We start from the raw sequence: 23,152 nt of genomic DNA on the forward strand, positions 1-23,152 counted from the left end.
GGGCTCCGATTGCTTCTTATTGGGCAGGGCTGGATGGGGTGACCACGACGTCGGCGCGCACGGCACGCACATCGAGGCTGATCTGGTATTCGGTGTACTGGCGCGCGGGCACGTTGATCACCGTGCGCCATTGCGCGCGGTCCAACTCGCGATAGCCCACCAGCAAACCGATCTGGCGCGTGGACGGGTCGAGGTCACGCTGGATGCTCAGTTGCTCGCCGGGTTGCACCATCACTTCGTCCTGGTCCAGCAGGTCCAGGCCCAGTGTGGATTGCGCACGGTCCGCCAGGGCGAAGTAATCGGAGCGGGCGAAGGTGGCGGCGTTTTTCAGTTCGAAAATGCGCACCCGCACCGGGGCGGCCTGGCCGTTGGCGCCGGGGTTGAGCCCGCTGATCGCATGAAAGTGCAGCTCGACGGCGGCCGTATCCACTTCGGCCTCGGCGGCTGTTTCGGGTTTGGCGGCGTCTTTGGCACACGCCGTCAGCAAAAGCAGTGTGGCGACTGCGAGTAAAAACCTGGGAATCATCCTGCGTCCTCAATGACGTACTTAGCTATCCGTTAAATCCATGTGCTGCGGTTCAGCGTCGCTGTCGTGCGCTGTGTTCTTCGTAGGCCCGGCTGAATTCGCGGCCGAACAGGTCCTGGAAATCTTCCTGGGCCTCGCGGGAAATATTGCTGTAGAGCTCGGTGAACTGCTGCCAGTACTGGGCCTGGCGCGAACCGTTGAAAAGGCTCGACAGCCCGCCGGGCTTGCCCATGCGCTCTTCCAGTTGTGCCGGTTCAAAGCGGCTGAGCAGATGCTTGATCGCCGCTTCCACACCGGCCATCACCGCCAACTGGTGGGCGCGCAGGTCGTTGAAACTGTCGCGTACGGCGAGGTCGGGTGCCATAAACGCCTGGTTGCCGTGGCGCAGGAGCAGCAGTAACGCTTCGTCGGCATTCGGGGCGAACTTCAACGGATTGTTTTCTGCCGGCTGGATCATGGTCTGCTGCATGCGGAACTCGCCCTTGAGGCTGGCGCGGGCCCGCAGCACGTCGATCAGGCCTTCGACCATCAGGCGGTAGCTGCGGCCGATGTTTTCCATCTGGGCCTCGGCCTGGGCTTTGTCCAGGCGCAGTTGGTCCAGGCCCGCACCACGCAGGAAGGCTTGCAGAAGGTCCGGTTGCTGGCTTTCCGCCACGGGCGGCGGGGGCTCGACCACCGGGGGCGGCTGGATGACCGGTGGCGGCGCAGGCGGCGGCGCAGCGCTGACGACGGGTGCTGGCGTGTCGCCAAACAGGTCCCAGTCTTCGGGAATCACCGCGCCCGACACCACCGGCGGGGCCACTACCGGCACAGCCACCGGTGTCGGCGGGCGGAAGTCATGTTGCTCGGAAGGCACGTGGTCCGGCACGGTTGGCGGCGGTACGGCGGTAGGACTGAGGAAGTCGAACAGGTCCGGCAGCGTGTCCATCGATGAAGCGCCCTGGAATTGCGGCGCAATCACCGGAACAGGCGCGGGCTTATTCGACACGGCGCCCATCAGCGCTTCGAAACTGTTCGGCGACTCGCCGGCAAACGGCTGGCTGTGGACGGCCTGTACGTTGAAATCGATACGCGCCTGGATCTCGTAATCGCCGATGCGGATCAGCTCGCCATCTTGCAACAGCTCGCTGTTACCCCTACGCAAACGAATGCCGGCGTTAACCAACTCCACTCCGTTGGTACTGTTATCAGTTAAATAATAACGGCCATCTTTGTACTGAATAACGCAGTGCTGCGAGGAGACCAGACGCTCAGGATCAGGCAATACCCAGTCATTATCCGAGCTGCGGCCGATAGCCATCGAGCCCTGATTCATGGACTTTTCGGAGCACTGCCCAGGGGTAATTTTGTGATAACTAGTGATAGTCAAACACAGCGACATCTTGCCTCCTTGCTGATACTTCGCGCGCGGTCGATTCCCGGGACAGCGCTTCCCGGGATATCCCCATCAGGTCGAGCAATCGACCGTCCAAAACCTGCCAATACCAGCATGATCGCTGATCTTAACTGGGCTCTATGACAAAAATCCTGTCCCGGTACGTCGTTCGACCCACTAGTCGCGCAGGTTGTTAAGCACCGCACATCTGTCACAGAGGGCGAATAGCTTACCTTGACAAGGCATAAGTACTACACCAAAAATGCACAACTTCTTGAATACCAGTGATGGCACATTAGTGGCGTCTTGCTTATATGACCAAGAAAACATGCAAAGTTCCTTGCGCAACTAATGCATGAATTGCCCGCGATCTAACGGGCTGATAGGGAGATCAAATTCAGTGGATGTGCCGTTGCTGCTCACCGCCGTTTCCGCGACTTCGCCCTGTGGCGAAGATATGGAATATGACGCGCAATTTCTGCAATTGGAGCGTGATGCCAAGGGCCAACCCGAGCGCAGCATGGGCGACTCGATCCTGCCCGCTGAACCGCCGGAATGGCGCAGCATCCAGCAGCAAAGCCTCGACTTGCTCGCGCGCAGCAAAGACCTGCGCATCACCCACTTCCTGTTGCAAAGCGCCCTCGCCCTCCAAGGCGTGGCCGGCCTGGCCGAAGCGCTGACGCTGATCGATGCGCTGCTGCGCGATTACTGGGCCGACCTGCACCCGCGCCTGGACGCCGACGACGATAACGACCCTACCGTACGCATCAACGCTCTCACCGGCCTGACCTGCGACACCAACATCCGTCTTCTGCGCGAAAGCATCCTCACGCGCTCGCGCACCTTCGGCCCCGTGAGCCTGCGCGCCGCGCTCAACGCCAGCGGCCTGCTGAGCTTCCCCGATGAGCAACTCGGCGCGCAGCAGCTCAACGCGGCGTTCCTCGACAGCGACCCCGAGCAGCTACAGGCCACCCGCGACGCTCTGATTACGGCGCGTGCGGCGTGCGAAGCGATCGAACAACAGGTCAACGATCAGGTCGGTTCCGCCCAGGGCGTGGACCTCAGTGCCTTGAAGCAACCGCTCAAGCAGGCGTTGCAGATACTCAATCAAGCAGTGCCCGGCGCCGCCGGCAGCAGCGAACCCGAGGCCGTCAGTGACGACAATGCCCCCTCGGCCGACTTCGCCGCCGCCCCCGCAGCACCGCGTCCCGTTGGCGATATCGCCAGCCGCGACGATGTGTTGCGCAGCCTCGACAAGATCCTTGCGTACTACACCCGGCACGAGCCTTCGAGCCCGCTGCCGGTACTGTTGAACCGGGCGAAGAATCTGGTGCACGCCGACTTTGCGGCCATCGTGCGCAATCTGATTCCCGACGGCATGTCCCAATTTGAAAACCTGCGCGGGCCGGACGGCGAGTAAGCCATCCGACTGTGCAGTAACAACACCGTCGCTCAAGCGACCAGGAGCAGCAACGTGGCGAAGCAAAGTTCTCAGAAATTCATCGCGCGCAACCGTGCGCCTCGAGTGCAGATCGAGTACGACGTCGAGCTCTACGGCGCCGAGAAAAAGGTCCAGTTGCCCTTCGTAATGGGCGTGATGGCCGACCTCGCCGGCAAGCCTGCCGAGCCGTTGGCGCCGGTGGCCGACCGCAAGTTCCTTGAAGTGGACGTCGACAACTTCGACTCGCGCCTCAAGGCCATGCAGCCGCGCGTGGCGTTTCACGTACCGAACGAACTGACCGGCGAAGGCAACCTGAGCCTGGACATCACCTTCGAAAGCATGGACGACTTCAGCCCGGCCGCCGTGGCACGCAAGGTCGACTCGCTGAATCAACTGCTCGAAGCCCGCACCCAGCTGGCCAACCTGCTGACCTACATGGACGGCAAGACCGGCGCTGAAGAAATCATCATGAAGGCGATCAAGGATCCGGCACTGCTGCAAGCACTTGCCAGCGCGCCTAAGCCTGCAGGGGACCAGTAATCATGACTGACAATACCGCCCGCGAAGGCTCCCAGATCCTGGGCACCCAGACCGAAGAAGCCAGCGAGTTCGCCAACCTGCTGCTGCAGGAATTCAAGCCCAAGACCGAGCGCGCCCGCGAAGCCGTGGAAACCGCCGTGCGCACCTTGGCCGAACAGGCCCTGGCGCAAACCGACCTGGTCTCCAATGACGCGATCAAGTCGATCGAATCGATCATCGCGGCCATCGACGCCAAGCTGACCGCCCAGGTCAACCAGATCATCCATCACCCGGACTTCCAACAGCTGGAAAGCGCCTGGCGTGGCCTGCACTACCTGGTCAACAACACCGAGAGCGATGAGCAGCTCAAGATCCGTGTGCTCAACATCTCCAAGCCGGACCTGCACAAGACCCTGAAGAAATTCAAGGGCACCGCGTGGGACCAGAGCCCGATCTTCAAGAAGATGTACGAAGAAGAATACGGCCAGTTCGGCGGCGAACCCTACGGCTGCCTGGTGGGCGACTACTACTTCGACCAGTCGCCACCCGACGTGGAACTGCTGGGCGAACTGTCGAAAGTCTGCGCCGCCATGCACTCCCCGTTCATCGCTGCCGCTTCGCCGACCGTGATGGGCATGGGCTCGTGGCAAGAGCTGTCGAACCCGCGCGACCTGACCAAGATCTTCACCACTCCGGAATACGCCGGCTGGCGTTCGCTGCGTGAATCGGAAGACTCGCGCTACATCGGCCTGACCATGCCGCGCTTCCTGGCGCGCCTGCCGTACGGCGCCAAGACCGACCCGGTGGAGGCCTTCGCCTTCGAAGAAAACACCGACGGTGCCGACAGTTCCAAGTACACCTGGGCCAACGCCGCGTATGCGATGGCGGTGAACATCAACCGTTCGTTCAAGCACTACGGCTGGTGCTCGCGCATCCGTGGCATCGAGTCTGGCGGTGAAGTGGAAAACCTGCCGGCCCACACGTTCCCGACCGATGACGGTGGCGTGGACATGAAGTGCCCGACCGAAATCGCCATCAGCGACCGCCGTGAAGCGGAACTGGCGAAAAACGGTTTCATGCCGCTGCTGCACAAGAAAAACACCGACTTCGCCGCGTTCATTGGCGCGCAGTCGTTGCAGAAACCGGCCGAATACGATGACCCGGACGCCACCGCCAACGCCAACCTGGCCGCGCGCCTGCCGTACCTGTTCGCCACCTGCCGTTTCGCTCACTACTTGAAGTGCATCGTGCGCGACAAGATCGGTTCCTTCAAAGAGAAGGACGAGATGCAGCGCTGGTTGCAGGACTGGATCCTCAACTACGTGGACGGTGACCCGGCGCACTCCACCGAAACCACCAAGGCCCAGCACCCATTGGCTGCCGCCGAAGTGATCGTGGAAGAAGTCGAAGGCAACCCGGGGTACTACAACTCCAAGTTCTACCTGCGCCCGCACTACCAGCTCGAAGGGCTGACGGTGTCGCTGCGCCTGGTATCGAAGCTGCCTTCGGCGAAAAGCGCGTAAACCACCGATGAGCTAGCTCTTCTGTGGGAGGGGGCTTGCCCCCGATGGCATCACCGGGGTGTAACTGACACACCGAGGTGCCTGCATCGGGGGCAAGCCCCCTCCCACACAAAAGCACTGCCCATTTGGAGTTAATCAAATTCAGTGGCCCACGCCACACAGGGAGAAAACATGGCTGTTGATATTTTCATCAAGATCGGCGACATCAAGGGCGAGTCCATGGACAAGGCCCACAAGGACGAAATCGACGTGCTGAACTGGAGCTGGGGCATGGCCCAGTCCGGCAACATGCACGTGGGCGGCGGTGGCGGCGCGGGCAAGGTGAACATCCAGGACCTGTCGCTGACCAAGTACGTCGACAAGGCTTCGCCGAACCTGATGATGCACTGCGCCAGCGGCAAGCACATCGACAAGGTCAAGCTGACCGTGCGCAAGGCCGGTGGCGAAAGCCAGGTCGAGTACATGGTGATCAACCTGGAAGAAGTGCTGGTGACCTCGCTGAGCACCGGCGGTTCGGGCACCGATGACCGCCTGACCGAGAACGTCACCCTGAACTTCGCCCAAGTGATGGTCGACTACCAGCCGCAGAAAGCCGACGGCACCAAAGACGGCGGCGCGATCAAGTTTGGCTGGAACATCCGTTCCAACACCAAGCGCTGATAGCCCTGGTGGCCGTGGCGCCATGCCACGGCCCCTGGTTTTTTGTCCCTCTCGCAACCCGTCCGTGGAGCTGCTTTGGTGGTAACTGAAATCGCTTCCCGCGACCGTCTGCAACCGTCCCTGTTGGACCGGCTGACGGACGACGATCCAACCAATCCCAAGGAAAGCGCCGACAAACGCGTGCTGTCCCTGACCCAATTGAAAGCCTCGGTGCTGCGTGACCTGGCGTGGCTGCTCAACACCACGTCGTTGCTCGATGCCGATGCCACACTGCACACTCCAGCCGGCACCTCGGTGGTCAATTACGGCCTGCCGGCGCTGGCGGGCAACAGTGTTTCCAGCGTGGATATCAAGGCGCTGGAAGCCCTGATCTACCAGGCCATCGCCACCTTTGAGCCGCGCATCCTGCGCCACACCCTGCGTGTCAAAGCCCGTGTCGGCCATGGCGAAATGAACCACAACGCCCTGAGTTTCGAGATCGAAGGCGACCTGTGGGCCCAGCCGGTGCCGTTGCGCCTGTTGCTGCAAACCGACCTCGACCTGGAATCCGGCCACGTACGCGTGGTCAATGCCGACCAGCGGAGGCGCCCATGAACCCGCGCCTGCTGGAGCTATACAACCAGGAACTGCACCACGTGCGCGAAAGCGCCGCGGAGTTCGCCAAGGAATACCCGAAGATCGCCAGTCGGCTGACCCTGTCCGGTATGGACTGCGCCGACCCGTACGTCGAACGCTTGCTCGAAGGCTTTGCCTACCTCACGGCCCGCGTGCAGCTCAAGCTCGACGCCGAGTACCCGACCTTCACCCACAACCTGTTGGAAATCGCCTACCCGCACTACCTGGCACCGACACCGTCGATGACGGTGGTGCAGTTGCAGACCGATCCGGACGAAGGCTCGCTGGCCAGCGGTTTCCCGCTGCCCCGCGACACCGTCCTGCGCGCCGCCCTGGGCCGCGAAACCCAGACCTGCTGCGAGTACCGCACCGCTCACCCGGTGACGCTGTGGCCGCTGCAGGTGAGCAACGCCGAGTACTTCGGCAACCCTGCCGCCGTATTGGGACGCTTAGCCGCCAGTGAGCCGAAAGCCAAGGCCGGTCTGCGCCTGACCCTGCGCACCGGCGCCGAGCTGCCGTTCAACAGCCTCGACCTGGATAATCTGCCGCTGTACCTCAGTGGCGCCGACGAGCAACCGTTCCGCCTCTACGAGCAACTGCTGGGCAACGCCTGCGCGGTGTTTGCGCGCAAGCCGGGTGGCGATTGGGTCGAGCGCCTGCCGCAGGACGCGTTGCGCTCCCGTGGTTTTGATGACGCCGACGCCGCGATGCCGGTCGTCGCACGCGCCTTCCAGGGCTATCGCCTGCTGCAGGAATACTTCGCCCTGCCCCACCGCTTCCTGTTCGTCGAATTTGCCGAGCTGAGCCGTGCGGTCAAGCGTTGCGACGGCCAGGAGCTGGAACTGATCGTGCTGTTCGACCGCCACGAACCGAGCCTGGAAGGCAGCGTCGGCGCAGCGCAGTTCCTGCCGTTCTGCACCCCGGCGATCAACCTGTTCCCCAAGCGCGTGGACCGTATCCACTTGTCCGACCGGGTCAATGAACACCACGTGATCGCCGATCGCACACGGCCGATGGATTTCGAGATTCACTCCCTGAGCGGCATCACCGGCCACGGCACCGGGCCGGAGCAGCCGTTTTTGCCGTTCTACGCGGTGCGCGACCCGTCGCGCTATGGCCGCGACCAGGCGTACTACACCGTGCGTCGCGAGCCGCGCGTACTGTCCAGCGACCAGCGCCGCAACGGGCCGCGCTCCACCTATGTGGGCAGCGAAACCTTTGTCAGCCTGGTGGACAGCCGGCAGTCGCCGTACCGCCACGATCTGCGCCAGCTCGGCGTGACCGCGCTGTGCACCAACCGCGATCTGCCGTTGTTCATGAGCGTGGGCAACGGCAAGACCGACTTCACCCTGGCCGACAGCGCGCCGGTATTGTCGGTGCGCTGCGTGGCAGGCCCCAGCCGCCCGCGCCCCAGCCATGCCCATGACGCCAAGGCCTGGCGCCTGATCAGCCAGCTCTCGCTCAACTATTTGTCCCTGAGCGAACAGGGCCAGGGCGCCGGCGCCTTGCGCGAACTGCTGCGCCTGTACGGCGACAGCAACGACGCCGCGCTGCAATTGCAGATCGAAGGCCTGCGCGAGGTCAGCAGCAAAGCCGTGACCCGACGCCTGCCGATGCCCGGCCCGATCGTGTTTGGCCGGGGCCTGGAGATCACCCTGGAATTCGATGAAAACGCGTTTCGCGGTACCGGCGTGTTCCTGCTCGGTGCGGTATTGGAACGCTTCCTGGCACGCTACGTGTCGATCAACAGTTTTACCGAGACGGTGATCCGTACCACCGAACGCGGCGAGATCATGCGATGGAAAGCCAAGCCCGGACGTCGTCCGACCCTGTGAGTACCCTGGATGCGATGCACCAGGAGCCCTGGGAATACGATTTCTTCCAGGCGCTGCGCCGTATCGAGTGCGAATCGCCGGAGCTGCCGCGCCTGGGCCATTCCCTGCGCCTGGCGGATGACCCGCTGCGCCTGGGGCAACAGGCCGATTGCACCTTCGCCCCGGCCACGCTGGCCTCGGTCGACCCCGGCGGCGACGGCAAGCCGGCGCGCCTGGAGCAGTTCTTCTTCGGCCTTGGCGGCCCCAACGGCCCGCTGCCGCTGCACATCACCGAGTACGTGCGCGAGCGTCAGCGCAACAACGCCGACAGCACCAGCAAGCAGTTCCTGGATGTGTTCCACCATCGCCTGCTCAGCCTGTTTTACCGGGCCTGGGCCGAGGCGCGGCCGACCGTCAGCCACGACCGCCCGGACGATGACTACTGGTCGGCACGCCTCGCCGCGCTGAGCGGCCGGGGCATGCCGAGCCTGCTGAATCAGGGGCTGATCCCGGATGCCGCCAAGCTGCACTACAGCGGCCACCTGTCGGCGCAAACCCGCTACCCGGACGGCCTGAAAGCGATTCTCAGCGAGTATTTCGGCCTGCCGGTAGAGATCGAAGAGTACGTCGGCCAATGGCTGGAACTGCCCGAACGCAGCCGCGTGAGTGTGAGCGCCAACCGCCTGGGCGTGGACTTTTGCCTGGGCAGCTTCGTGTGGGACCGCCAGCACAAATTCCGTATCCGCCTGGGCCCGCTCACGCTGGATGACTACATGGGCATGCTGCCCGGCCACCAGCCATTCAACGAACTGGTGGCGTGGGTGGCCGAGTACCTGGGCCATGAACTGGACTGGGACCTGAACCTGGTTTTGCAACAACCCGAAGTCCCGGCGCTGCAACTCAACGGCCAGTTCCGCCTGGGCTTCAACACCTGGCTCGGTAAACCCGAGCATGACGCCAACGACCTAATCCTGGCCCGGCACTACGCCGACCACGCCACCACCTCAAGGAATCCAGAGCATGGGTGAAATCAGTCGCGCCGCACTGTTCGGCAAACTCAACAGCGTGGCCTACAAGGCCATCGAAGCCGCCACCGTGTTCTGCAAACTGCGGGGCAACCCGTATGTGGAACTGGCCCACTGGTTTCACCAGTTGCTGCAACTGCAGGACTCGGACCTGCACCGCATCATTCGCCAGTTCAACGTCGAGCCGGCACGCCTGGCCCGTGACCTTACCGAAGCGCTGGACCGCCTGCCGCGTGGCTCGACGTCGATCACCGACCTGTCGTCCCATGTGGAAGAAGCCGTCGAGCGCGGCTGGGTCTATGGCAGCCTGATGTTCGGCGAGAGCCAGGTGCGCACCGGTTACCTGGTGCTGGGCATCCTGAAAACGCCGAGTTTGCGTCACGCGCTGCTGGGTTTGTCTGCCGAATTCGACAAGATCAAGGCTGAAGCCTTGAGCGAACGCTTTGACGAATACGTTGGTGATTCGCCGGAGAATGCCTTGAGCGCCAGCGATGGTTTCAATGCCGGTGTTCCAGGCGAGGCCAGCGGTGCCATGGCGCCGAGTGCGATGGGCAAGCAGGAAGCGCTCAAGCGCTTCACTGTCGACCTGACCGAACAGGCGCGCAGCGGCAAGCTCGATCCGATTGTTGGCCGCGATGAAGAGATCCGCCAACTGGTCGACATCCTTATGCGCCGCCGCCAGAACAACCCGATCCTCACCGGTGAAGCCGGGGTGGGCAAGACCGCCGTGGTCGAAGGCTTCGCCCTGCGCATCGTAGCCGGGGACGTGCCGCCCGCGCTGAAAGACGTAGAGCTGCGTAGCCTCGATGTGGGCCTGCTGCAAGCCGGCGCCAGTATGAAAGGCGAGTTCGAACAGCGCCTGCGTCAGGTTATCGAAGACGTCCAGGCCTCGCCGAAGCCGATCATCCTGTTTATCGACGAAGCGCACACGCTGGTGGGCGCCGGTGGCGCCGCCGGAACAGGTGATGCCGCCAACCTGCTCAAGCCGGCCCTGGCCCGTGGCACCTTGCGCACCGTCGCCGCCACCACCTGGGCCGAGTACAAGAAACACATCGAGAAAGACCCGGCCCTGACTCGCCGCTTCCAGGTCGTGCAAGTCGCCGAACCGTCGGAAGACAAAGCGCTGCTGATGATGCGCGGCGTGGCCTCGACCATGGAAAAACACCACCAGGTGCAGATCCTCGACGAAGCGCTGGAAGCTTCGGTGAAGCTGTCCCACCGCTACATCCCGGCGCGCCAGTTGCCGGACAAATCCGTGAGCCTGCTGGACACCGCCTGCGCCCGCGTCGCCATCAGCCTGCACGCGGTGCCGGCGGAAGTGGACGACAGCCGTCGTCGTATCGAGGCGCTGGAAACCGAGTTGCAGATCATCGCGCGCGAACATGCCATTGGCATTGCGATTGGCACGCGTCAAACCAGCACCGAGGCGCTGTTGAGCGCTGAGCGTGAGCGTCTGGCGACCTTGGAAAGCCGCTGGGCTGAAGAGAAAACCTTGGTGGACGAGTTGCTAGCCACCCGTGCAACGCTGCGTGAAAAGGCGGGCGTCGTGGACAGTGGCAACGATGAACTGCGCGCCCAACTGGTCGACCTGCAACAGCGCCTCACCGCCCTGCAAGGCGAAACCCCGCTGATCCTGCCCACCGTGGATTACCAGGCCGTGGCCTCGGTGGTCGCTGACTGGACCGGCATTCCGGTCGGCCGCATGGCGCGCAATGAGTTGGAGACGGTGCTCAACCTCGACCAGCACCTGAAAAAACGCATCATCGGCCAGGACCACGCCCTGCAGATGATCGCCAAGCGCATCCAGACCTCCCGCGCCGGCCTCGACAACCCGAGCAAGCCGATTGGCGTGTTCATGCTGGCGGGCACCTCGGGCGTGGGCAAGACCGAAACCGCCCTGGCCCTGGCCGAAGCCATGTACGGCGGCGAACAGAATGTCATCACCATCAACATGAGCGAATTCCAGGAAGCCCACACGGTGTCGACCCTCAAGGGTGCGCCTCCAGGCTATATCGGCTACGGCGAAGGCGGCGTGCTGACCGAAGCGGTGCGGCGCAAGCCCTACAGCGTGGTGCTGCTGGACGAGGTGGAAAAAGCCCACCCGGACGTGCATGAGATCTTCTTCCAGGTGTTCGACAAGGGCGTGATGGAGGACGGCGAAGGCCGGGTGATCGACTTCAAGAACACCCTGATCCTGCTGACCACCAACGCCGGCACCGAGCTGATTTCCCAGGTGTGCAAAGACCCGGCGAACATCCCGGAGCCGGAAGACATCGCCAAGGCCCTGCGCCAGCCGCTGCTGGAGATTTTCCCGCCGGCTCTGCTCGGCCGTCTGGTGACCATTCCGTACTACCCGCTCAGCGACGAGATGCTCAAGGCCATCACCCGCCTGCAACTGAACCGCATCAAGAAGCGCGTAGAGACCACCCACAAAGTGGCTTTCGATTACGACGACGCGGTGGTCGATTTGATCGTCTCGCGCTGCACCGAAACCGAAAGCGGCGGGCGCATGATCGACACCATCCTGACCAACAGCCTGCTGCCGGACATGAGCCGTGAATTCCTCACGCGCATGCTGGAGGGCAAGGCGTTGGCGGGTGTGCGCATCAGCAGCCGGGATAACGAGCTGCATTACGACTTCAGCGATTGACCTGTCGAAATGTGATTAAAATTGTGGGAGGGGGCTTGCCCCCGATGGCGTCGGGTCAGCCAGAAATTTCTAACCTGATACACCGCTATCGGGGGCAAGCCCCCTCCCACACTTGATTCGGTTTCTTCAGTTATCAAGTCATTTACGGGTTAACCGATGCTATTCAACCAAGCCTCACGCCTGGCCAAAATCACCAGCCCCCTCGGGCCGGATGTACTGCTGCTCAATGAAATGGGCGGCGGCGAAGAGCTGGGGCGGCTGTTCAACTACGAGCTGCAACTGACGTCCCTGGATGCCAACATCGACCTCAACCAATTGCTCGGCAAACCCATGAGCGTGGGCCTGCAGTTGGCGGACGGCGGTGAACGGCACTTCCACGGCATCGTCGCACGGTGCAGCCAGAACATCGACCAGGGCCAGTTCGCCAGTTACCAGGTGACGCTGCGCCCGTGGCTGTGGTTGCTCAGCCGTACCTCCGATTGCCGGATTTTCCAGAACCTGAGCATCCCGCAGATCATCAAGCAGGTGTTCCGTGACCTGGGTTTTTCCGATTTCGAAGACGCCCTGAGTCGGCCGTACCGCGAGTGGGAATATTGCGTGCAGTACCGCGAGACCAGCTTCGATTTCGTCAGCCGCTTGATGGAGCAGGAAGGTATTTACTACTTCTTCCGCCATGAGCAGGACCGCCATGTGCTGGTGCTGGCCGACGCCTACGGCGCCCACACCACGGTGTCGGGCTACGCGTCGGTCCCGTATTACCCCAAGGACGAGCAGCAGCGCGAACGCGACCACATGCACAACTGGCACCTGGCTCAGGAGGTGCAGCCCGGTTCGCTGGAGCTCAACGACTACGACTTCCAGCGCCCCAGCGCCAGCATCGATGTGCGCTCGGCCATGCCACGCCCGCACACCGCAGGCGACTACCCGCTGTACGACTACCCCGGCACCTACGTGCAAAGCGAGGACGGCGAACACTACGCACGCACCCGTATCGAAGCCCTGCAGACCCTGCATGAGCAGATCGAATTCAGCGGCAATGCGCGGGGGTTGGGTTCGGGGCATTTGTTCAGCCTCACCGGCTTCAGCCGCCAGGACCAGAACCGCGAATACCTGATCATCGGCTGCCGCTACTACATCGTCCAGGAAAGCCTGGAAAGCGGCGGCGGTTCGGGCTCGGCACAGTTCGAAAGCAGCCTGACCTGCATTGACGCCCAACAGAGCTTCCGCCCGCTCGCCATCACCCACCGCCCTATCGTCAAAGGCCCGCAGACCGCGCTGGTGGTCGGCCCCAAGGGCGAGGAAATCTGGACCGACCAGTACGGCCGCGTCAAGGTGCACTTCTACTGGGACCGTCACGACCAATCCAACGAGAACAGCTCGTGCTGGATTCGCGTGTCGCAATCCTGGGCCGGCAAGAACTGGGGCTCGATGCAGATCCCACGGATCGGCCAGGAAGTGATTGTGAGCTTTCTGGAAGGTGATCCCGACCGACCGATCATCACCGGGCGGGTGTACAACGCCGAGCAGACCGTGCCTTACGACCTGCCGGAAAACGCCACCCAGAGCGGCATGAAAAGCCGTTCGAGCAAGGGCGGCACGCCGGCCAACTTCAATGAAATCCGCATGGAGGACAAGAAGGGGTTGGAGCAGCTGTATATCCATGCCGAGCGCAACCAGGACATCGTGGTCGAGGTGGATGAGAGCCATTCGGTGGGGCATGACCGCAACAAGAGCATCGGGCACAACGAGACGGTGACCATCGGCAACAACCGCCTGCGCATCGTCAAGCAGGAAGACATCCTCTCGGTGGGCCAGCGCAAGACCGACAGCATCAGCCAGAGCTACGTCATCGAAGTAGGCGAAAACCTGCGCCTGGTCTGCGGTGAAAGCATCCTGGAGTTGAACGCCAGCGGGCAGATCAACCTCACCGGCGTGCAGATCAGCTTCTATGCCAGCGGCGACGCCGAGTTCAACACCGGTGGCGTGCTGCACCTGAACAACGGTGGCGGCCCCGGCGCCACACCCGATGGCCAAGGCCAGAAAGCCGCCATCGACGCCAATATCAAAGCCGCGTTCCCCGCGCCTAAAAGCTCCTGACGAGACCTGTTCTCATGACGTATCGAATCAACGAATTCCAGTTTCAACTGCCCGCCAGCGAGTTGCAGGACGCGACGATCAATATCCTCAAGTTCCCTGAATTGGGCACCTCCCTGATCGTCAGCCGCAGCCTGCTCGCCGAGGGTGAAACCCTGCACAGCAACTTCAATGACCAGCTCCAGCGCCTGGAAAAACAGGTGCAGGATTTACGCTATCAACCCGGTGTCGACGTGCGTTTGGGCGCGGCCCAAGAGGTCGAAGGCATCGAGCTGCGCAGCCAGTTCAACAAGGGCAACGACAAGGTGTTCCAGTACCAGTTGGCGCTGGTGTTGCCGGGTACGCGCAAGATGCTCGCCTTGAGTTATGTGAAGGCGGACAAGCTCGGGGATGCCGAGGCCGCGCATTGGTCGACGATCAAGGGCTCGCTCGTGTTCGACGTCCCCCAGTGAAGCGGCCTTTGCATGTCTGACGCACTGCTCTGGGCTGCGCGCCTGGGCGATGGGCTGTCCCACACCTCTGTCATGGCCGACATCCTCGGCGGCGTACTGGAGGTGGCGGCCAATGTGGCGATTACTGCATTGGCGACCGCTGCGGTGGTGGCGGCTACCGGCATTACCGTCGCGACCGGTGGACTGGGGGCCTGCGTGCTGGGCGCGGTCGTCGGCGTCATCGTCGGCATCGCCATGAGCAAGACCGGGGCCGACAAGGGGTTGAGCGCCATGTGCGAAGGAATCGGCAACGCGCTGTTCCCTCCCTCGGTCATGGCCACGATCCTCAGCGGGTCCACCGACACACTGATCAACGCCTTGCCCGCTGCGCGCGCGGCCGGCGTCGTGCCCTCCCACGTCGCACCTGCGGGCACCGAATCCGAGCCGCCGCCAGCACCGGAACACAGCGAAGAGCCCGGCTACCTGGACATGGCCAAAGCGTTCTTTGCGCAAATGTGGCGCCCCACCGTCGCCACGCCAGCGCCAGGTGCAGTGCCTAAACCGCTGGACGTGGTGACCTGCACAAAGCACCCGCCGATGCCGCCGCAGTTTCTGGCCGAAGGCTCGGAAAAGGTCACGGTCAACGGCCAACCGGCGGTACGCAGCGGTGACCGCAGCACCTGCGATGCCACCGTGGTGTCGTCGGGGCTGATTTCGCCCAATGTGACTATCGGCGGCGGCTCAGTCGTGGTGCGCGAGATCCGTAGCGGCAAGACGCCGGGGGTTGGCCTGGCCGTCACTGCGCTGATGATGCTCAAGGGGGGTAAAGGCAAGTTCCTCAGCAACCTTCCCTGCATGCTGCTGGCAGGTGTCAATTCGTTTGTGGTCAGTCAGGCCATGGGCGCACTGGCCAACGCCGCCATGGGCTCTTCCAACCCGGTGCACGCGAGCACGGGGGCCAAGGTGCTGGGCGGCCCCGAGGAGCTGGATTTCGCCTTGCCCGGGATCATGCCCATCGACTGGCAGCGTTTCTACAACAGCCGAGATGAACGCCGCGATGGCTTGTTTGGTGCCGGCTGGAGTGTGCCCTATGAAGTCAGCGTGCAGCTGCTGCCTCACCTTGAAGGGGGCGACTACGCGCTGTACATCGACGAGCAGGGTCGACGTATCGACATGGGTTCGATCCCTTTGGGCGGTGCCGTGTTCAGCGCTGGCGAAGGCCTCAGCGTCAAGCGTCACTTGAACGGCCAGTGGCTGATCGAAAGCGCAGACGGCTTGTACCGGCTATTCGAGCCGGCGCCACAGGACGCATCTTTGCTACGCCTGAGCCAACTGGGAGATCGCAACGACAACCGAATCCACCTCGACTATGACGACGATGGTCGCCTGCTGGGCCTGCGTGACACCTTTGACCTGGTCAGGGTCGAGCTGACCTACGACAGCACTTGGCCCCAGCGCGTCAGCCGGATCGAACGGCTGTATCCCGACCACCACCGTGAAGTACTGATGCATTACGCCTACGACGTCCGTGGCGACCTGGCCGCTGTACGCCAATCCGACGGGCACGTGAAGCGCCGCTTTGCCTATGATGCCGGGCAGCGCATGGTCGAGCATCAATTGCCCAGCGGCCTGCGTTGCTTCTATCAGTGGGCCAGGGTTGATGACCGTGAATGGCGTGTTGTCCGGCATTGGACGGAGGCCGGGGACACCTACACATTCGACTATGCGCTGGACACCGGCATCACCCGTGTCACGGACGGGCTGGCGCGTGTCAGCATTCGACACTGGGATGAGCGACACCAGATCATCGCGTCCACCGATGCACTGGGGCGAACCTGGGCCTTCCGGTGGAATGATGAAAGCCAACTGCTGGGCGCAACCGACCCTCTCGGTGGGCATTATCAGTTCAGCTACGACGATGCCGGCAACCTGACTGAGACCCTCGACCCCCTGGGGCGCAGTGAATCGACCTTGTGGCTGGAGCACTGGGCGCTGCCACTGGCGGAGACCGATGCCGCTGGCAATACCTGGCAGTACCATTACGACTCGCGGGGCAACTGCATTCGCGAAACCGACCCGCTGGGCAACCGCACGGTCTATCACTATGACGGACACGGCCAAGTCAGGGAGATCATCGACGCCAGCGGCAAGCGCAAGACCTTGCGCTGGTCCCCACTGGGTCAATTGACCGAGCACACCGACTGTACGGGCCTGACCACCCGTTTGAGCTACTGCAAGCGAGGCTTGCTGCTAGCCAGTACCGACGCGCTCGGGGAACGCACCACCTTCAAGTATGACGACCAGGGCCGCCTGATCAGCAAGCAGTTGCCCGATGGGCGCAACGAGCATTATCAGCGTGACGCCAGCGGCCAGTTGATCGGCTACAGCGACCCTGCCGGCCACACCACGCGCTTTGAGCATGCGTCGAACGGCCAGTTGCGCCAACGCATCGACGCCCATGGCCGCCGTGTGGAGTTGAGCCACGACGCCTATGGCCGCCTGCACAGCCTGACCAACGAAAATGGCGAGCGCTACCGATTCGACTGGGACGACGGTGATCGCCTGACCCTCGAACAGCGCCTGGACGGCTGCCGGAAACGGTACACGTACGACCCGCTGGACAATGTCACACAGGTAGAAAACCTCGCATCGTCCGACACCGAGCCCGCCATCATTCATGATCTGGAGCGGGACGCAGCTGGCCGGCTGATCGCCAAGCGCACCGTGGATGGCTGCACGACGTACCGCTACGATCAGCTCGACCAAGTCACAGCCATCACCTTTACAGGCCACGACGGCGAGCAGCAAACCCTGGGCTTCGGTTATGACGCCCTCGGCCAGCTGACCCTTGAACAAAGCGCCGCCGGTTGCCTGGAGCATCTCTACGACGAATTGGGCAACCTGGCCCAGACCCGACTTCCCGACGGCCGCTGGCTCAACCGCCTGCGCTACGGTAGCGGGCACTTGCATCAGGTCAACCTGGATGGGCAGGTCATCAGTGACTTCGAGCGCGACCGTCTGCATCGCGAAGTGCTGCGCACCCAGGGCCGCATCAGCACGCGTTGCGAATATGACCGCAGTGGACGTCTGCGCGCCCGCCAGCGCCGCCAACCGGACCATTCACTGTTACATCCACCGGCGCAGACACGCCTGGGCTATGACGACAGCGACCAACTGGTCGAACGCTACGACAGCCAGCCCGGCGCGGCACACCGCCAATTACTGCATTACGACGCCACCGGCCGCATTCTGGCTAGCCAGGACAACCTCCTGGGCCAGCGGGAAGCCTTCCGCTACGACCCGGCGGCCAACCTGCTGGATAGCTCAGGACAGGTCGCCCACAACCGATTGCTGACCTACCAGGACAAACATTACCGCTATGACTGTTTTGGCCGGATGGTTGAAAAGCGCAGCCTTCGGCGCGGCACCCAGCGCTTCAGCTACGACGCGGAGCAACGGCTGGCACAGGTGCATAACGATGACGGCTCCCGGGTCGTCATGACCTATGACCCGCTGGGCCGGCGCACCGCCAAGACCACCTACGACCGCAACGGTGTGCAGCGCAGCCAGACACGTTTCACTTGGGACGCGTTGCAACTCGTGCAGGAGCATTGCAATCAGCAGACCAGCCTCTATATCTATGCCGACGAGGGCTACGAACCACTGGCCCGTGTCGATGGCACGGGTCACCTGCAAAAAATCCGCTACTACCACAACGACCTCAACGGATTGCCCGAACGCCTCACCGAGAGCGACGGCCATACGGTGTGGCAAGCGCGCTATGAAGTCTGGGGCAATACCGTCGAGGAAAACCGAGAACCCTACTTCATCGAAGAACAGAACCTGCGTTTCCAGGGCCAGTATCTGGACCGGGAAACGGGGCTGCACTACAACACTCTGCGCTTTTATGACCCGGATATCGGGCGCTTCACCACACCCGACCCCATCGGTCTGGCCGGCGGCCTGAATCTCTACCAATATGCGCCCAACCCGCTGAGCTGGATTGACCCGTTGGGCCTGATGAAATGCTCCAGCCCACCCAAGGGGCGCAAGGTCAGTCGCACCGTGTATCGGTTCGAGGAACCGGGGCGCATCGGGACCACTTGGCAGGCACACAAGTGGAATGTGGAGTCCACCCACCGCTACACCACCAAAGGCGTCGGCGGGGTGTATGGCGCGAACTCACGGAAAACCGCGCTGGGCGAGGTCACGCACTGGAAGGTCGACCTGTCCAAACGGGTGTTGGTCAGCAAGAAAGTGCAGCTCAATAATGTCCTGGATCTGACCCGCGCCGATGTGCGCAAACAGCTAGGGGTCAGCCTTAAAAGCATCACCGGCTCGAAGTACACCGAGACCCATCAGATCGGCAATTGGGCCAAGGCCAACGGCTATGATGGAATCCTGGCACCATCGGCACGCAACCCGACCGGCAGCAACTTGATCTCCTTTGCAGGTTTTTGAACATGGAACGACTGGAAAACGAATACCCGGGTGACGCGGACTGGCAGAGCACAGTGGCCTTGTATGAAGAAGACTACCTTGACGACGATGCGCGTGAAATGGCCAAGGCCTTGGGCGGCCATCTCGACCTGGCAGTGATACTGCGTGGAAAACGAGGCCTTGAAGAGGGGTTGTGGTGGATCGGGCAAAAGGTTCCGGCACTCGACAACCTCACCCCGCTGGAGTGCCTGGAAAGTCCCACGCTGATAAAACGCTTGAAGACAGCACTGATGCGCATGCCATAACACTCAAGGACACGGCGACTATGGACAGTTGTGCGTTCAATTCAATCAGACACAGGAGTGCAGTCCTTGTCTGATGCACTCTGGGCCGCCCGCATGGGCGATGCGCTCTCCCACACGTCGATGATGGCGGACATCCTTGGTGGGGTGCTGGAAGTGGCGGCCAATATCGCGATCACGGCGGTGGCGACGGCGGCTGTCGTCGCCGCCACCGGGATTACCGTCGCCACCGGTGGGCTTGGCTGTTTCCTGCTGGGAGCGGTGGTGGGCACGATTGTCGGCCTGGCCATGAGCAAGACCGGGGCCGACAAAGGCCTGACGAATTTATGCGATACGTTCGCCAACGCGCTGTTTCCACCCACGGTGCAGGCCAATATTCTTACCGGTTCCACCGATACCCTGACCAACAACATCCCCGCTGCACGCGCCGCAGGGGCGATCAGCTCCCATGTCGCACCGGCCGGTACCGAGCTGGAAGCGCCCGAGCCGGAGCCCGAAGCCAGCTACCTGGACATGGCCGAAAGTTTCTTCTCTCAGATGTGGCGCCCTACCGTCGCCACCCCCGCGCCTGGGGCCGAGCCCAAGCCGCTGGACCTGGTCACCTGCATGAAGCACCCGCCGATGCCGCCGCAGTTTCTGGCCGAGGGATCGGACAAAGTCACCATCAACGGCCAACCGGCGGTGCGCAGTGGTGATCGCAGTACCTGTGATGCGACAGTGGTGTCGTCGGGGTTGATTTCTTCCAACGTGACCATCGGCGGCGGCTCGGTAGTGGTGCGTGAGATCCGCAGCGGCAAGACCCCGGGCGTGGGGCTGGCGGTCACGGCGTTGTTGATGCTCAAGGGCGGCAAGGGCAAGTTCTTCAGCAAACTGCCGTGCATGTTGATCGGCGGCGCTACGTCGATGGCGGTCAGCAGCGCGATGGGGGCCGTGGCGAACGCAGCGATGGGCTCTTCGAATCCGGTGCATGCGGCCACCGGCGCGAAGGTGCTGGGCGGCGATGATGAGCTGGATTTCGTCCTGCCCGGCATCCTGCCGATTGATTGGCAACGCTTCTACAACAGCCGCGACGCACGCACGGGCAGTCTTTTCGGCGCAGGCTGGAGCGTGCCGTATGAAGTGTGCGTCGACATCCGGCCTCACCCCGATGGCGGCGAAACGCTGGTCTACACCGATGAACAAGGCCGCCCCATCGACATGGGCTCGATTCCCTTGGGCGGCGCCGTGTTCAGCGCGGGTGAAGGGCTGGCCGTGCGGCGACATCTCAATGGGCAGTTGCTGATCGAAAGCGATGACGGGTTGTATCGCTTGTTTGAACCCTCTGCCAACCCGTCGTTGCTGCGCCTTAGCCAGCTCGGCGACCGCAATGACAACCGCATCCATGTCGACTACGACGCCGCCGGGCAACTGGTGCGCCTGCGCGATACCTTCGATCTGGTGCAGGTTGAGTTGATCCGTGATCAGGGCCAGTTGGCGCGCATCGAACGCCTGTACCCCGATCAGCGCCGCGAAGTGCTCGTCAGCTATGGCTTCGATGCGCAGGGCAACCTGGCTGAAGTGCGCGATACCACTGGCCAGGTCCAGCGGCGTTTCGCCTACGACAGTGGCCAGCGGATGGTGGAGCATCAACTGCCAACCGGATTGCGCTGCTTCTATGAGTGGGCCTTGGTTGAAGACCTGGAATGGCGCGTGGTGCGGCACTGGACCGACGAAGGCGACGCCTACCAGTTCGACTATGACTTGCAGGCCGGTATCACGCGAATTACCGATGGCCTGCAACGCGTCAGTACCCGGCATTGGAACACTCAACACCAGATCATTCGATACAGCGACAATCTCGGCCACACCTGGCTGTTCGAATGGAACGACGAGCGCCAGTTGCTCAGTGCCACTGATCCGCTGGGCGGGCGCTTTGAATACAGCTACGACGAGGCCGGCAACCTGATCGGCGAAACCGACCCGCTAGGGCGCAGCGATTCGACCTTGTGGCTTGAGCACTGGGCCCTGCCACTGGTGGAGACCGACGCCGCCGACAATAGCTGGGCGTATCGCTACGATCGGCGCGGCAACTGCATCGCCGAAACCGATCCACTGGGCTACGTCACCCGCTACCGCTATGACGACCACGGTCAGGTCGTGGAAATCATCGATGCCACCGGCAAAAGCAAAAAGCTGCGCTGGAATCCGTTCGGGCAACTGGTCGAGCATATCGACTGCTCGGGTTACCCAACGCGTTTCAGCTATGACGAGCGCGGCTATCTGCAGGTCATCACCGATGCTCTCGGCGAACGCACTCAATTCAGCTATGACGCCCAGGGGCGCTTGCTCACCACCCAATTGCCAGACGGTCGTATCGAGCAGTACCAGCGCGATACGAGCGGGCAACTGGTGGGTTACACCGACCCGGCCGGACATACCACGTTGTACCAGCACAACCGTCGCGGGCAGGTACGCCAGCGCATCGATGCCCATGGCCGGCAAGTGCAGTTCGGCTATGACAGCTATGGGCGGTTGCAGGCACTGATCAATGAGAACGGCGAGCGATATCGTTTCGCGTGGGACGCTGGTGATCGGCTGGTTGAGCAGCAAGACCTCGATGGCAGCGCCAAGCGCTACGATTACGACGCGTTGGATAATGTCACGACGCTGACGGCCGTTCCCGCGCCTTACGGCAATGGGCTGGCGTTGGTGCCCGACATACCACCCGCGCCTATCGTGCATCGACTCGAACGTGATGCGGTCGGCCGGTTGGTGGCCAAAACCACGGACGATGGCCGCACCGAGTACCGCTACGACGAGCTCGACCAACTCACTGCCGTCACCTTCACCGACCTGCAAGGCAACGCCCAGGCCCTGGGCTTCGCCTACGACGCCCTCGGCCAGTTGGTGACCGAACAAAGCTCGGCAGGCGGCCTGCACCACCACTACGACGAGCTCGGCAACCTGATCCAGACCCAACTGCCGGACGGCCGCTGGCTCAATCGCCTGTACTACGGCAGCGGCCACCTGCACCAGATCAACCTCGACGGCCAGGTCATCAGCGACTTCGAACGCGACCGCCTGCACCGCGAAGTGCTGCGCACCCAGGGCCAGCTCAGCACCCGCAGCGAATACGACCGCAGCGGCCGCCTGCGTTCGCGCCAACGCCGTCACGCCAGTCAGTCAACCTTGCTGCCCGCGGCTGCGCAAAAACAGTTCGAATACGACCCCGCCGACAACCTGATCGGCAAACTCGACCAGCAGCCCGCCACGCAACACCGCCAACTGCTGCACTACGACGCCACCGGCCGCATCATCGCCAGCCAGGACAGCCTGCACGGCCAGCGCGAAACCTTCGCCTACGACGCCGCCGCCAACCTGCTGGACGGCCCGCAGGCTGGCGCGGGGTGGGTGGTGCATAACAAGCTGCTGACCTATCAGGACAAGCGTTATCGCTATGACGCGTTTGGCCGCACGATTGAAAAACGCAGCGCCAAACGGGGCGTGCAGCGGTTTGCCTACGATGCTGAAAGCCGTTTGGTTGAAGTGCGTAACGATGACGGCAGCGTCGTGCGAATGACCTACGACCCGCTGGGCCGACGCATCGAAAAAACCGAGCATGGCCGTGACGGGTATCCGCTGGGAGAAACGCAGTTTGTGTGGGATGGACTGCGGTTGTTGCAGGAGCATAAACATAGCCAGACCAGCCTTTATGTTTACGACGATGACGGCTATGAACCGCTGGCCCGCGTCGACGG

Annotated in this window: 15 protein-coding genes; 13 read left to right on the plus strand and 2 right to left on the minus strand. The window is 62.6% G+C overall.

Annotated features, from left to right (window positions below):
• Positions 1-16: 16 nt before the first annotated feature.
• Complete coding sequence (gene tssJ / locus BFN10_RS01330; protein ID WP_071488094.1) at positions 17-526, minus strand: type VI secretion system lipoprotein TssJ; 510 nt, start codon at positions 524-526, stop codon at positions 17-19.
• 52 nt (positions 527-578) lie between these two features.
• Complete coding sequence (gene tagH, locus BFN10_RS01335) at positions 579-1,907, minus strand: type VI secretion system-associated FHA domain protein TagH (protein WP_071488095.1); 1,329 nt, start codon at positions 1,905-1,907, stop codon at positions 579-581.
• A gap of 394 nt (positions 1,908-2,301) precedes the next feature.
• On the opposite strand from tagH, the gene tssA reads away from it, so the two are divergent.
• The 13 genes from tssA to BFN10_RS01400 form a co-directional block, all read left to right on the plus strand.
• Positions 2,302-3,321, plus strand: a complete 1,020-nt coding sequence (gene tssA, locus BFN10_RS01340; protein ID WP_071488096.1) for a type VI secretion system protein TssA — start codon at positions 2,302-2,304, stop codon at positions 3,319-3,321.
• 54 nt (positions 3,322-3,375) lie between these two features.
• Positions 3,376-3,882, plus strand: coding sequence for a type VI secretion system contractile sheath small subunit (tssB, locus tag BFN10_RS01345; RefSeq protein WP_010207547.1), 507 nt, complete (start codon positions 3,376-3,378; stop codon positions 3,880-3,882).
• A gap of 2 nt (positions 3,883-3,884) precedes the next feature.
• A complete protein-coding gene (tssC, locus tag BFN10_RS01350; RefSeq protein WP_058424268.1) occupies positions 3,885-5,384 on the plus strand; it encodes a type VI secretion system contractile sheath large subunit in 1,500 nt (499 codons plus the stop codon).
• A gap of 171 nt (positions 5,385-5,555) precedes the next feature.
• Positions 5,556-6,044 carry an Hcp family type VI secretion system effector gene (locus BFN10_RS01355; protein WP_005792512.1) on the plus strand — a complete coding sequence of 163 codons (489 nt, stop codon included), beginning with the start codon at positions 5,556-5,558 and terminating at the stop codon, positions 6,042-6,044.
• Positions 6,045-6,122: 78 nt separating this feature from the next.
• Positions 6,123-6,638 (plus strand): type VI secretion system baseplate subunit TssE, encoded by a 516-nt coding sequence (gene tssE / locus BFN10_RS01360; RefSeq protein WP_005792513.1) that lies wholly within the window; start codon positions 6,123-6,125, stop codon positions 6,636-6,638.
• On the plus strand, positions 6,635-8,494 hold the full coding sequence (tssF, locus tag BFN10_RS01365; RefSeq protein WP_071488097.1) for a type VI secretion system baseplate subunit TssF: 1,860 nt from the start codon (positions 6,635-6,637) through the stop codon (positions 8,492-8,494). Before tssE ends, tssF begins: the two co-directional genes overlap by 4 nt.
• Complete coding sequence (gene tssG, locus BFN10_RS01370) at positions 8,458-9,501, plus strand: type VI secretion system baseplate subunit TssG (protein WP_071488098.1); 1,044 nt, start codon at positions 8,458-8,460, stop codon at positions 9,499-9,501. Before tssF ends, tssG begins: the two co-directional genes overlap by 37 nt.
• Entirely contained in the window at positions 9,494-12,148 is a 2,655-nt protein-coding gene (gene tssH, locus BFN10_RS01375; protein WP_071488099.1) for a type VI secretion system ATPase TssH, read from the plus strand. The genes tssG and tssH overlap by 8 nt, the downstream gene beginning before the upstream one ends.
• Before the next feature lie 156 nt (positions 12,149-12,304).
• Complete coding sequence (locus BFN10_RS01380) at positions 12,305-14,245, plus strand: type VI secretion system Vgr family protein (protein WP_071488100.1); 1,941 nt, start codon at positions 12,305-12,307, stop codon at positions 14,243-14,245.
• 14 nt (positions 14,246-14,259) lie between these two features.
• A complete protein-coding gene (locus BFN10_RS01385; RefSeq protein ID WP_071488101.1) occupies positions 14,260-14,694 on the plus strand; it encodes a DcrB-related protein in 435 nt (144 codons plus the stop codon).
• A 12-nt stretch (positions 14,695-14,706) separates the two neighbouring features.
• Entirely contained in the window at positions 14,707-19,134 is a 4,428-nt protein-coding gene (locus tag BFN10_RS01390) for an RHS repeat-associated core domain-containing protein (protein ID WP_071488102.1), read from the plus strand.
• Between the two features lie 2 nt (positions 19,135-19,136).
• The gene (locus BFN10_RS01395) at positions 19,137-19,418 is read left to right on the plus strand and encodes a hypothetical protein (RefSeq protein WP_071488103.1); all 282 of its coding nucleotides are present in this window, start codon (positions 19,137-19,139) and stop codon (positions 19,416-19,418) included.
• 66 nt (positions 19,419-19,484) lie between these two features.
• Positions 19,485-23,152 (plus strand): DUF6531 domain-containing protein (locus BFN10_RS01400; protein ID WP_208610094.1); only part of this gene is annotated, 3,668 nt, incomplete at its 3' end.

Origin of the sequence: Pseudomonas extremorientalis (genome assembly GCF_001870465.1) — a bacterium.
In the GTDB taxonomy this organism is placed as follows: Bacteria; Pseudomonadota; Gammaproteobacteria; order Pseudomonadales; family Pseudomonadaceae; genus Aquipseudomonas; species Aquipseudomonas extremorientalis.

Excerpts from the sequence above, each read along its gene's own strand:
- tssJ (WP_071488094.1), bottom strand. The coding sequence starts at position 526 with ATGATTCCCAGGTTTTTACTCGCAGTCGCCACACTGCTTTTGCTGACG.
- tagH (WP_071488095.1), bottom strand. The coding sequence starts at position 1,907 with ATGTCGCTGTGTTTGACTATCACTAGTTATCACAAAATTACCCCTGGG.
- tssC (WP_058424268.1), top strand. The coding sequence starts at position 3,885 with ATGACTGACAATACCGCCCGCGAAGGCTCCCAGATCCTGGGCACCCAG.
- BFN10_RS01355 (WP_005792512.1), top strand. The coding sequence starts at position 5,556 with ATGGCTGTTGATATTTTCATCAAGATCGGCGACATCAAGGGCGAGTCC.
- tssF (WP_071488097.1), top strand. The coding sequence starts at position 6,635 with ATGAACCCGCGCCTGCTGGAGCTATACAACCAGGAACTGCACCACGTG.
- tssG (WP_071488098.1), top strand. The coding sequence starts at position 8,458 with ATGGAAAGCCAAGCCCGGACGTCGTCCGACCCTGTGAGTACCCTGGAT.
- tssH (WP_071488099.1), top strand. The coding sequence starts at position 9,494 with ATGGGTGAAATCAGTCGCGCCGCACTGTTCGGCAAACTCAACAGCGTG.
- BFN10_RS01380 (WP_071488100.1), top strand. The coding sequence starts at position 12,305 with ATGCTATTCAACCAAGCCTCACGCCTGGCCAAAATCACCAGCCCCCTC.
- BFN10_RS01385 (WP_071488101.1), top strand. The coding sequence starts at position 14,260 with ATGACGTATCGAATCAACGAATTCCAGTTTCAACTGCCCGCCAGCGAG.
- BFN10_RS01390 (WP_071488102.1), top strand. The coding sequence starts at position 14,707 with ATGTCTGACGCACTGCTCTGGGCTGCGCGCCTGGGCGATGGGCTGTCC.
- BFN10_RS01395 (WP_071488103.1), top strand. The coding sequence starts at position 19,137 with ATGGAACGACTGGAAAACGAATACCCGGGTGACGCGGACTGGCAGAGC.